Origin of the sequence: Pseudomonas sp. NPDC087346 (genome assembly GCF_044744235.1) — a bacterium.
GTDB lineage: Bacteria > Pseudomonadota > Gammaproteobacteria > Pseudomonadales > Pseudomonadaceae > Aquipseudomonas.
In genome coordinates, this window is the sequence record NZ_JBIUXX010000004.1 from 158173 (window position 1) to 170551 (window position 12379).

At 59.0% G+C, this 12379-nt stretch carries 9 protein-coding genes; all 9 read left to right on the plus strand.

The window, feature by feature from the left end; genetic code table 11:
- Positions 1–20: 20 nt before the first annotated feature.
- Positions 21–3614 carry a glycosyltransferase gene (locus tag ACIOZM_RS04360; RefSeq protein ID WP_401209794.1) on the plus strand — a complete coding sequence of 1198 codons (3594 nt, stop codon included), beginning with the start codon at positions 21–23 and terminating at the stop codon, positions 3612–3614.
- Between the two features lie 242 nt (positions 3615–3856).
- Positions 3857–5794 carry a calcium-binding protein gene (locus ACIOZM_RS04365; protein WP_401209792.1) on the plus strand — a complete coding sequence of 646 codons (1938 nt, stop codon included), beginning with the start codon at positions 3857–3859 and terminating at the stop codon, positions 5792–5794.
- 244 nt (positions 5795–6038) lie between these two features.
- Positions 6039–6812 carry a glucose-1-phosphate cytidylyltransferase gene (rfbF, locus tag ACIOZM_RS04370; RefSeq protein WP_401209789.1) on the plus strand — a complete coding sequence of 258 codons (774 nt, stop codon included), beginning with the start codon at positions 6039–6041 and terminating at the stop codon, positions 6810–6812.
- Positions 6794–7876 carry a CDP-glucose 4,6-dehydratase gene (rfbG, locus tag ACIOZM_RS04375; RefSeq protein ID WP_401209786.1) on the plus strand — a complete coding sequence of 361 codons (1083 nt, stop codon included), beginning with the start codon at positions 6794–6796 and terminating at the stop codon, positions 7874–7876. Before rfbF ends, rfbG begins: the two co-directional genes overlap by 19 nt.
- Positions 7873–8433 (plus strand): dTDP-4-dehydrorhamnose 3,5-epimerase, encoded by a 561-nt coding sequence (rfbC, locus tag ACIOZM_RS04380; protein WP_401209784.1) that lies wholly within the window; start codon positions 7873–7875, stop codon positions 8431–8433. Before rfbG ends, rfbC begins: the two co-directional genes overlap by 4 nt.
- Positions 8430–9656, plus strand: a complete 1227-nt coding sequence (locus ACIOZM_RS04385; RefSeq protein ID WP_401209781.1) for a methyltransferase domain-containing protein — start codon at positions 8430–8432, stop codon at positions 9654–9656. The genes rfbC and ACIOZM_RS04385 overlap by 4 nt, the downstream gene beginning before the upstream one ends.
- The gene (locus ACIOZM_RS04390) at positions 9653–10504 is read left to right on the plus strand and encodes an NAD-dependent epimerase/dehydratase family protein (protein WP_401209779.1); all 852 of its coding nucleotides are present in this window, start codon (positions 9653–9655) and stop codon (positions 10502–10504) included. Before ACIOZM_RS04385 ends, ACIOZM_RS04390 begins: the two co-directional genes overlap by 4 nt.
- Positions 10501–11571, plus strand: a complete 1071-nt coding sequence (locus ACIOZM_RS04395; RefSeq protein ID WP_401209776.1) for a class I SAM-dependent methyltransferase — start codon at positions 10501–10503, stop codon at positions 11569–11571. Before ACIOZM_RS04390 ends, ACIOZM_RS04395 begins: the two co-directional genes overlap by 4 nt.
- A gap of 17 nt (positions 11572–11588) precedes the next feature.
- Positions 11589–12326: a cephalosporin hydroxylase family protein gene (locus ACIOZM_RS04400; RefSeq protein WP_093439633.1), complete on the plus strand. Its 738-nt coding sequence runs from the start codon at positions 11589–11591 to the stop codon at positions 12324–12326.
- Positions 12327–12379: the final 53 nt, after the last annotated feature.

Consider the following 12379-nt stretch of genomic DNA (forward strand, 5'->3'; position numbering starts at 1 on the left):
CCGCCGCTTGCGAGTCTGCCGTGAATTCACTTCCCCTTGTCAGTCTGGTCATTCCTGCCTTCAATCCACGATATTTCGAGAAGGCCCTGCGCAGTGCCGTCGGGCAAGGCTATGGCAATCTTGAAATCATTGTGTGCGATGACAGTCGCGGCAGCACAATCGAGGAAATCGTTGCCGCGGTAGTCGAGCAGACGGGTGTGGTTGTGCGCTATGTGCGCAACCCGCAGACGCTGGGAATGGTCGGCAATTTGAAGGTCTGCCTGAGTCAGGCGCAGGGCGAATTCATCAAGTTTCTGTGTGACGATGACCTGCTCTATTCGAATTGTATCGAGCAGCAGGCCCATGAAATGTTGCGCGAGGAGGTCAGTCTGGTGACGGCCCAGCGACTGCTCTGGGATGCCAACGACATCATCTTGCCCGGGCGTCTGGAAAACACCTCTTTGTCACCTTACAGCGGCTTGCTCAAGGGTGACGATCTGCTGGGTATATTTGAAAAATTCCCGGTCAACGTTCTCGGCGGATTCAGCAACGCCTTGTTCCGGCGTGCCGATATCGTCGAGCTGCTGCCGGCATTGACTGAAGAGGGTTGCTGCTTCGTGGCGACCCTGGATTTTGCCCTGTATGTCTGTCTGTTACGGCGCGGCAATCTGGCGGTGTCCAACAATGTGCTGAGCGCCGAGCGACTCTATCCAGAGCGACTGAGCGCGCAACAGCGGATGAAGGATGCGGTTGAGGTCGAGCGAGAGTGGATCTCGCAAATGCTCAAGGTTCGAAGCGGTGAGTCCGCGCCTGCACAGGGATGGGTTCGCTACATTCCCTTGACCAAGGCTGATGAATTACCGAGGGTTTGGGAAGAACTTCCCCTGAGCCGCACTCTGGGTTCCAAGCAAAGTCGTCAGGAATGGGCGGTCGGTGTCGACAGCTTCAGTTTTGCTGAACTTTATGCGCAGTGGCTGGAGTGTCGGGTGCTCACCGAAGGGCAGCGCAAGTTGCTGCCGGAAACCCTTGCCGGTTGGTCGCACCAACCCCGAATCGTACCGATCATCATTGATGGGTTGGGCAGACAGGATGGTCTCGAACGCACGCTGGAAGCGCTGGCTGCCCAGGATTATTTGCCTGAGCTGATTCTGGTGTTGTCCGCTTCCTGTACTGAGGCGCAACTGGATGGGCGAGTGTTCCGCATGCCGTTGCAGGATGACGGCCTGGAGCAGATCAACGCACTGTTGCCGCAGTTGGAGGGCGCGGACTGGTTCTACCTGTTGCAGGCCGGCGATCGCCCGGTAGTGCCGGCATTGTTGGTCATGGCCGAGCGAATTGCCCGTTTCTCATCGCTGACGTGTCTGTACAGCGATGAAGGCAGCCTGCGTGGCGGCGAATCGGTAGAGCCTGCATTCAAGCCGGATTTCAATCTGGATCTGATGCGCAGTTATCCTTATGTCGGACGTGCCTTGGCGTTCAAGCGCGAGCAGTTTCTGGCGCTCGGCGGGTTTGATCCTGCGTTCGCCGAGCTGGCCCCCCATGATGTGTTGTTGCGCATGGTCGAGAGCGAGGGCATACAGGTCATCGGTCACATCGCCGAAGTGTTGCTGGAATCGAAATTCGATCTGTCCGCGTGGCTGGCCGAACCCGGTGTGGTGGCGCAAAACCCACGCGTGCTCGAAGCGCATTTGCAGCGTCTGGGCATTGCCCACGAGATTCGTCGCGGTAGCACTGAGCTGCTCAATCGTGTCGACTATCATCATGCCCTGCGGCCGCTGGTCTCGGTCATTATTACCGCCCGGGATCAGACCGCCGCCTTGCAGCGCTGTGTCGAAACCCTGTTGGAGAAGACGGCCTACACCGAATATGAATTGGTGTTGGTCGACAATGGCAGTGAAAGCGCTGAAGCGTTGGCGTGGCTGGATGGCATGGCGCAGTTGGGCGGCGACCGGATTCGCGTTTTGAGCTTCCCGCAAAAAGGTAATGCGGCGGCCTTGTACAATTTTGCGGTAGGCCAGGCACGCGGCGAATATGTGGTGATGCTTAATTCTTTTGCGGTGATCACCCAGGCGGACTGGCTGGACGAACTGCTCAATCATGCGCAGCGCCCTGAGGTCGGTGTGGTGGGTGCGAGGTTGTTCAACCCGGATGGATGTGTGCTGCACGCCGGTCTGATTCTTGGATTGCAAGGGCCGGTGGGGCTGCCATTTTATGGTCAGCCGATGCAGTCTGACGGCTACATGTTCCGCCTGCAGGCGGTACATGATCTGAGCGCAGTGGGCGGTGACTGCCTGATGGTCCGCAAGACGGTCTTCGAGGCTGTCGGGAAACTCGACGAGCAGCACCTCAAACAATCGCTCAATATCGCGGATCTATGTCTGCGAGTCGGCCAGGAAGGTTATCTGGTGGTATGGAATCCCTATGCCACGCTTGCAGTAGGCGCGCGGCCTAGCTCGGCGGCGACGCAGGAAGATGAGCAAGTGCACGTCGAGGAACTGGACACGTTTTACCAGCGCTGGCTGCCACTTATAGCGCGTGATCCAGCCTATAACGTCAACCTGGCATTACAGGGTGTTGGTGCAACCTGCTTCAGTATTGAGCCGGGTCTGCGTACCGGTTGGAGTCCGTTTTCCAAGGCGCGGCTGCCCAATGTACTGGTCGTGCCAATCAATGCCTCGGCCATTGGTCATTACCGCATGAGCCAGCCGATGATCGAGCTGGAGGCGGCAAACAGAATTGAAGGGCGCATTTGCTACGGTTTGCCATCGATCATTGATATCGAGCGCCAGTCCCCCGATGTGATTGTTCTGCAAGGCCGTTATTCGGAACTCGCCATCGATGAAATTCCACCGCTGAAAAAATACTTCAGCGCGCGGCGAATCTACGAACTCGATGACTATGTCATCGACGTCCCGCATCGCAATGCGCACATCCGCAACATGCCGAGCAAGCAGGACATGGAGCGCATGGTGCGTCGCGCAATCGGGCTGTGTGATCGCGTGGTCGTTTCCACTCAGCCGCTGGCCAACGTCCTGTCGGACATGCATCACGACATTCGTGTCGTGCCGAACATGTTGGCCAAGGATTTGTGGAGCAACTTGCGCAGTCAGCGTCGTACCTCGAAAAAGCCGCGAGTTGGCTGGGGTGGAGGCACCAGTCATCACGGTGACCTGGCGGTAATCGCTGATGTCGTCCGCGAACTGGCCAATGAGGTCGACTGGGTATTTTTTGGCATGTGCCCGGATGATCTGCGGCCATACATGCACGAGTTCCACGGGGTGATCCCGCTCGACGTGTATCCGGCGAAACTGGCAAGCCTCAACCTTGACCTGGCGCTGGCACCGCTTGAGTTCCACATATTCAACGACTGCAAGAGCAACCTGCGCCTGCTTGAGTACGGTGCTTGTGGTTTTCCGGTGGTTTGTACCGACACTGAGGCGTATCGCGGCTACCTGCCGTGCACTCGCGTCAAGACCAACACCACGGATGAATGGTTGCAGGCAATTCGCATGCACCTGTCTGACCCGGATGCCAGCTATCGCATGGGGGATGATTTGCGGGAGGTGGTGCTGCGCGATTACGTGCTGCGCGGCGATAACCTGCGCTACTGGGAATATGGCTGGCTGGCCGACTGATCGGCTTCAGACGAATCAAAAAAGGCGACCTTTTCGGGTCGCCTTTTTTTGTACTTTGAAATACGTACTTACATCGATCAGCAGAGATTTCTCCCGCCAGCCTCAAGCTTTGGATTTCTTCAGTCGATACCCCGTTATTCGTTTGTTTGCCTGCGGGTGTATGGACGGGGCGGCGGTGCTGCCTCGGTTTGCATCGCCCCCATGGAAGATCCGGTTTCAACAACAACACAAGGAAGACGCAAATGGCTGTCGTAAATGGAACGAGTGAAGCGGATGTCCTGTTGGGCACCGACGATAATGACCAACTCTATGGACTGGAGTCGGATGATTTACTGCTGGGCAGCGCAGGATCAGACGTACTGGATGGCGGTGAAGGTTTTGACACGGCGAACTATTACGCAATGTCCTCGGGGATCAATGTCGAGTTTGGCGGCGGTGTGGCTACGGTCACCGGCCCCGATGGCAAGAGCGATACCCTGATTGGAGTGGAGAAAGTATTCGGTAGTTTTCATAACGATACGTTCACCAGTTCGGTGGCGGGTGTGACGCTGGAGGGCGGCGCCGGTGATGATGTTTACATCGTCGACGGCGAGGGCGTGACGATCATCGAGGAGGATCATCTTGGCTACGATGAGCTGCGCACCAGCCTCAATACCATCAAGATGGACCCGTTCATCGAGAAGCTGACTTTCACCGGTACCGGCGATTTCAACGGTTACGGCAATGCCAGTGACAACGAAATCATTGGCGGTGCCGGTAATGACTGGCTGTGGGGCGGCGCGGGTGCCGATCACTTTGTCGGTGGCGATGGCTTCGACACGGTCAGCTACAGCGACAGCCTTGAGGGTGTGCGGGTCGAGGACTTCAGCAACTTCGACGGTCTGACCATCGCTTATGGCGACACTTTCACTGGCATTGAAGCGATTCAGGGTTCGAACTTCGATGACGTGATTTATCGTCATCAAGGTTCGATGATCGTTGATGGTGCCGCTGGTTACGACACCGTCAATTATCGATCCGCCTTTGATTCCGTCAACCTGCTGATCGGCGGTGATGGCGTCAACGCAGAGGGCGACACACTGCGCAACGTGGAAAAAGTCATCGGTACATCGGGCGCTGACCACTACACCGTCAATGTCGCTGGCGTGACTGTCGCGGGTGGTGGCGGGGACGATATCTACACCATCAATAGCGCCGGAGTGACTATTGAGGAGGAGGGTGATTTCCGAGGCGGAACCGATCATCTGTACACCAGTCTGTCCGCGATGCACCTTGATCCGTTCATTGAAAACCTGACGTATACCGGGACTGCCGACTTCACCGGTTACGGCAATGACGAGAGCAACACCATCGTCTCCGGCGCCGGCAATGATGTGTTGTACGGTGGTGCGGGTGGTGATCATTTCGAAGGTGGTGCCGGTATCGACATCGTCAGCTACGGCGACAGCACTGAAGGTTTGAGCGCCTCGCTCAACTGGGGCCCGCAGAGCGGCATTGCTCTTTATGACGTTTACATTGATATCGAAGGCCTGCGCGGCAGTCAGTTCAATGACTCCCTTGAAGGCAATTCGGACGACAACATTCTGGAGGGCAGTGCGGGCGACGACCAGATTCAGGGCGGCGATGGCAATGACCATATCTACGGCGGTCTGGCGTCCGGGCAGGATGCTGCAGGGCAGTCGGATACGCTTTCAGGCGGCGCGGGCAATGATGTCATCGTCGCTGCCAGCAACGACCTGTTCACTTGGGCCAGTGGCGATGACGGCAATGACACGATCACGCTGGGAAGCGGGGTTGCCTTTGGCGGGCAGGGCGATGACCAGTTGATCATCAATTTCTCCAGCCAGGCGCTTTCCGGCGTCAGTGCTTATGGTGGATATGGCGATGATACCTACGTGGTGAACACCACCGGGCTGGTGACGATTCAGGATGAAGGGCTGGACATGAACGACACTCTGATCCTCAACACCATCGCCAATGCCGGTCAGTTGAGCGTGACCCGCATCGGTAACGACGCCTATCTGCACAGTGCCAATGACACCGGCAGTGGTGTGCCGGACAACGGCGTGAAACTGGCGGACTGGTACGCGGGCTTCAACACCATCGAGCATATCCAGACCGCCGACGGCCAGGTCTATGATCTGCCAACCAGTGGTGATGCGTTCGCCATGTTCGGGTAATCGTTCAACCCATTGATATGGCTCAATGAAAGGGATGAATCCGCTGAGGGATTCATCCCTTTTTTCATGTGCCTTTGTGCCCCGGACGCAGGGCTTGCCGAGCTGGCGCGTTTCCTGCAAGTACCCCTCAAATCGCCATAAAACGAGCGCTCAGCAGCGCCCGCAGCGGCAAAAGGTTTAGCCAGAAGGCTCGCACAGCTCAAGAAAGCCCTGCGCAGCCCTGTGACGAGCGAGAGGGGAGACGATGAAGGCAGTAATTTTGGCGGGTGGCCTCGGCACGCGCATCAGTGAAGAGTCGCACCTCAAGCCCAAACCGATGATCGAGATCGGCGGCAAGCCAATTCTCTGGCACATCATGAAGCAGTATTCCGCGCACGGAATTCACGACTTCGTGATCTGCCTGGGCTACAAGGGCTACGCGATCAAGGACTTCTTCGCCAACTACTTCCTGCACACTTCCGACGTCACGTTCGACATGCGCAACAACCGCATGGATGTGCACCAGAACTACAGCGAGCCGTGGAGCGTCACCCTCATCGACACCGGTGAGGAAACCATGACCGGTGGCCGCCTGCTGCGTGCCAGCCGTTATCTCAAGGATGAAGAGGCGTTCTGCTTCACCTACGGCGACGGCGTTTCCGATATCAACATCGCGCAACTGGTGGATTACCACAAAGCTCACGGCCGTCTGGCGACCGTCACCGCCGTGCAGCCACCGGGTCGGTATGGCGCCCTTGAACGTCAGGGCGATCAGGTGCTCGGTTTCACCGAAAAGCCTCGTGGTGATGGCGGCTGGATCAACGGTGGCTTCTTTGTGCTGTCGCCGAAAGTGTTGCCGTACATCGCTGGCGATGAAACCACCTGGGAAGCTGAACCCTTGGCGCAGTTGGCCCAGGATGAACAGTTGAAAGCTTTCGAACACGAAGGCTTCTGGCACCCGATGGACACCCTGCGCGACAAGAATCATCTCGAAGCGCTGTGGCTGAGCGGGGAGGCCCCATGGAAGCAATGGGCCTGAGTGCGGATTTCTGGCGCGGCAAACGCGTCCTCGTCACCGGACATACCGGTTTCAAAGGCAGTTGGCTGACCCTGTGGCTGCAAAGCCTCGGCGCGCAAGTCAGCGGTTTTTCCCTCGATCCTTCGACCGAGCCGAGCCTGTTCGAACTGGCGCGCGTACATGAAGGCATCAACGATCAGCGCGGCGATTTGCGTGATCTGGGCGCCTTGCTTGAGATCATCGCCGACACCGAGCCGGAGATCGTCCTGCATCTGGCGGCTCAACCGCTGGTGCGGGAAGGCTATCGCGATCCGCTCGGCACTTACTCCAGCAACGTCATGGGCACCCTGAATCTGCTTGAAGCGATTCGTCAGGTCGGCTGCGTGCGCGCCTGCGTATTGGTCACCACTGACAAGGTTTACGCCAACAAGGAATGGCTGTGGCCGTACCGCGAAGACGAAGCCCTCGGCGGACACGATCCTTACAGCAGCAGCAAGGCGTGCTGCGAACTATTGGCGCAGTCTTACGCGGCATCGTTTTTCCCGGCGGAGAAGTACGCCGAACACGGTCTGGCCCTGGCCACCGCCCGCGCCGGCAACGTGCTGGGCGGCGGTGACTTCGCCCCGGAACGCTTGATTCCCGATGTGCTGAAAGCCTGGTCCGCCGATGAACCGGTGACGCTGCGTTATCCGCAAGCCGTGCGCCCGTGGCAACACGCGCTGGAGCCGCTGGCCGGTTACCTGCAACTGGCCGCCGGTCTCTACGAACAAGGCCCGGAGTATGCGGGTGCGTGGAACTTCGGCCCGAGCGAGGCAGACATGTGCAGCGTCGGTGAAGTGGTCGAACTGCTCGCCAATCGCTGGCCGCAGGCCCGTGGTTTGCGCATCGAACCGAGTGAACTGCATGAGGCTGGCCTGCTGCGTCTGGACAGCAGCTGCGCCCGGCAACTGCTCGGCTGGCAAGCGCGCTGGTCGCTGGAACAATGTCTGACCCAGACCCTCGACTGGCATCTGGCGTGGCAGAACGGCGATGACATGCGCGCCGTGACCCTCGGCCAATTGAACCTGTATCGAGGCGCGCTGTGAGTGAGTTTTCCTTGCACGCGCTGCCGCTGGCCGGACTGTTCAGCGTCCAGCACAAGCGCTTCGAAGATCAGCGCGGGCACTTCGCCCGGCTGTTCTGCGAAGGCAGCCTGAGTGCGTTTGGCAGCGAGTTTCATATTTGCCAGATCAACCACTCCTGCACTCGCGAGAAGGGCAGCGTGCGCGGTCTGCATTATCAGAATGCCAACGCACCGGAAGCCAAACTGATCACCTGCCTGCGCGGTGAGGTGTGGGACGTGGCGGTGGATCTGCGTCCGGACTCTGCAACCTTTCTGCACTGGCACGCCGAGCACCTGAAGGCCGGCGACGGTCGCAGCCTGCTGATTCCGGCCGGGTTCGCCCACGGTTTTCAGACGCTGACCGAAGACGCCGAATTGCTCTATCTGCACAGCGCCGATTACGCGCCGGAGCACGAAGCCGGCCTGTCGGTGAACGATCCACGGCTGGCGATTGCCTGGCCGTTGCCTGTCAATAATTTGTCAGCGCGTGATTCCAGCCATCCTGCGCTCGATCAACACTTTGCTGGAGTGCGTCTATGAACTGCCGTGGGTGCGCCGCACCGCTGAGTCTGCCGCTGATTGACCTCGGGACTTCGCCGCCGTCCAACGCCTATGTGCATGCCGATCGTCTGGAGCAGGCCGAGCAATGGGTGCCGCTGAAGGTCGCCGTGTGTCAGCAATGCTGGCTGGTGCAGACCGAGGATTACACCAGTGCCGACAGCCTGTTCGACGCGGAGTACGCCTACTTCAGTTCGTTCTCCAGCACCTGGCTGGCGCATGCCGAGCGTTACGTCGCCGAGATGGTCGAGCGCTTCGGTCTGACCGCCGACAGCCGCGTGGTTGAAGTCGCCGCCAACGATGGTTACCTGTTGCAGTACGTCGCCGGGCGCGGCATTGCCTGTCTGGGCGTCGAGCCAACCCGCAGCACCGCACAAGCGGCGCGGGAAAAAGGCCTGGAGATTCGTGAGCTGTTCTTCGGTCGCGAGACTGCCGCGCAGCTCAAAAGCGAAGGCTGGGGCGCGGACTTGATGGCCGCCAATAACGTGCTCGCGCATGTGCCGGACATCAATGATTTCCTTGGCGGTTTCGCGACGTTGCTCAAACCGACTGGCGTAGCCACCTTCGAATTCCCGCAACTGCTGACGCTGATCGCGGGCGCGCAGTTCGACACGCTGTATCACGAGCACTATTCCTATCTGTCGCTGACCGCTGTGCAAACCCTGTGCGAGCGCAATGGTCTGGAAGTGTTCGACGTCAGCCAGTTGAGCACCCACGGTGGTTCGCTGCGGGTGTTCGTGCAGCGCAAGGACGGTGAACGCCGCGCCATTCAACCGGCAGTGCAGCAACAGTTGCAGGCTGAACTCGATGCCGGTGTGAAAACCCCCGAGTATTACGCGAGCCTCGCGCCTGCTGCCGAACGTATCAAACATGAGTTGCTGCGCTTTTTGTTGCAGGCCAAGGCCGACGGCAAACGTGTGGTCGGTTACGGCGCGGCGGCCAAGGGCAACACCTTGCTCAACTACGCCGGGGTCAAACCCGACTTGCTGGCATGGGTGGCCGATGCCAATCCGCACAAGCAAGGCAAGTTTCTGCCGGGCAGCCGCATTCCGATTGTGGCGCCTGCGCAGATCGATATCGAAAAACCGGATTACGTGCTGGTGTTGCCGTGGAACCTGCTGCACGAAGTCAGTCAGCAACTGGCGCAGGTACGTCAGTGGGACGGTCGCTTCGTGATCGCCGTGCCTGAGTTGAAAGTGCTGTGAAGGTTCTGGTAACCGGAGCCACAGGCTTCGTCGGTCGGCATCTGGTCGCGGCGTTGCTGGCGCGCGGCTGTGCGGTGCGAGCGGTGGCACGCAACGTCGAAACCGCGGCGAGCATGCCGTGGATCAATGACGTCGAATTCATCTCGGCGGATATTCACGCTGCCGATCTGGACGTGGCGGCGTTGACTGACGGTTGCGATGCGTTGGCTCATCTGGCCTGGCCAGGGTTGCCGAATTATCGGGCGCTGTTCCACTTCGAACACAACCTGATGGCTGATTACCGCTTTATCAAAAGCGCAGTCGAGGCGGGTGTAAAGCAAGTCCTGGTCACGGGCACCTGTTTCGAATATGGCATGCAGAGCGGCCCACTCAGCGAAAGCACTGAGCCACGGCCGAGCAATCCTTACGGTCTGGCCAAGCACACCTTGCATCTGTTTTTGCAGAACCTTGCGCAAGAGCAGCCGTTCACCCTGCAATGGGCGCGGCTGTTTTACCTGCATGGCGAAGGGCAGAATCCCAGCAGCCTGCTGGCGGCGCTGGACCGGGCAATCGATGCCGGCGAGCCGTCGTTCAACATGTCTGCCGGTGAGCAGTTGCGCGATTTTCTGGCGATTGAAACCGCTGCCGGTCATCTCGCCAGCATTCTTCAGCAGCGTGATTTCGCTGGCGTGATCAACTGCGCCAGCGGCCAACCGGTGTCGGTGCGTGCGCTGGTCGAACAGCGTCTGCGCGAACGCGGCGCGAGCCTGCATCTGAACCTCGGCCACTACCCGTATCCGACCCACGAACCGCTGGCGTTCTGGGCGGTGACCGAGCGCTTGCAACAGTTATTGGGAGAGTCGCAATGAGGCACGAGTTGTATCGGGTCACCGACCTGCCGGTGCTGCAGAACCGGACCTTTGCCGACGCGCAATCGGCGCAGGCCTCGGCCAGTGCCGACATGCTGCTGGTGCAGGACGAGCGCAGCGGCCTTATCTTCAATGCCGCGTTTGACGCCGACAAGCTCAGCTATGACGCTGACTATCAGAACGAGCAGGCGCATTCCGGCCAGTTCCAGAAGCATCTGAGCGACGTTGAAGGGATCATCGCCAGGCATTTCAAAGGCCAGGAGCTGATCGAAGTCGGCTGCGGCAAGGGCTACTTCCTTGAGTTGCTCAAAGGCCTTGGCTACTCGATCACCGGCATCGACCCGGCGTACGAAGGTGACAACGCCGATGTGATCAAGGCGCCGTTCACCCGTGGCCTCGGTCTGGCGGCGGACGCCATCGTCCTGCGCCATGTGCTGGAACATATTCAGGACCCGGTGAGTTTCCTCGCGGTAATCGCCGAAGCCAATCAGGGCGGGCAGATCTACATCGAAGTGCCGTGCTTCGACTGGATTCTCGAACACAAAGCCTGGTTCGACCTGTTCTACGAACACGTCAATTATTTCCGCCTCGATGACCTGCGCCGGATGTTCGGCACCGTGCATGAGGCCGGTCACCTGTTCGGTGGCCAGTACCTGTACATCGTTGCCGATCTGGCCACATTGCGCCTGACCCCGGAACAGCCGGTGCCACGCCTGACGCTGCCCGACGATTTCACTGCCAGTCTCGACCGGGCGGTGCAGATCATTCAGTCCGCACCCGGTCAGGGTTCGGCGATCTGGGGCGCTTCGTCCAAAGGCGTGATCTATTCGCTGTTCCTGCAACGCGCAGGCGTGGCGGTGGATCGGGTGGTGGACATCAACCCGGCCAAGCAAGGGCGTTATCTGCCGCTGAGTGGCGTGCGGGTGTCCTCGCCGCAAGAGGCGATGGACGCCTTGCCCGAAGGCGCCAACCTGTTTGTGATGAATTCCAATTACCTCGAAGAGATCAAGCGGATGACCGATGGACGTTATGTCTATCACGCCGTCGACAGCGCTTCGTTCCAGTGACCCTTGAGATTTTGAAAATGACCGACAACAGCATCAACCAAGCTTTCGAAGCCGAGTGCCGGGAACAGATTGCCCAGCAAGGTGACGACCAGAAACTCACCGGCCTGGCCCGTGATTTCTTCAATGAATCGGCCAAGCACAAATACAGCTACCACTTCTCGTGGATGGGCCGTCCGATCATCCAGCTGCCACAAGACATGATGGCGATGCAGGAGATCATCTGGCAGGTCAAGCCGGATCTGGTCATCGAGTGCGGCATCGCCCATGGCGGCTCGATCATCTATTACGCCTCGTTGCTGGAGCTGCAGGGCCACGGCGAAGTGCTGGGGATCGACCTCGATATTCGTCCGCACAACCGTGAAGCGATCGAAAGCCACCCGATGGCCAAACGCATCAAGATGATCGAAGGTTCGAGCATCGACGCCGGCATCGCCGCGCAGGTGCAGGCTGCGGCCAAAGGCAAGAAAGTCATTCTGGTACTCGACTCCAACCACACCCACGATCACGTCCTCGAAGAGCTGCGCCTTTACGCGCCGCTGGTTTCGGTCGACAGCTATTGCGTGGTGATGGACACCGTGGTCGAAGACATGCCGGCGGATTTCTTCCCGGATCGTCCATGGGGCCCGGGCGATAACCCGAAAACCGCGGTGTGGAAATACCTCGAAGAGAACCAGGATTTCGAGATCGACCAGCAGTTGCAGAACAAGCTGCTGATCACCGTGGCGCCGGACGGCTATCTGCGTCGCGTTCGTTAATTCGCAACATCATCAAAGCGTTATCTCGGCCAGTCGCCGGTTGTGGAGAGAAG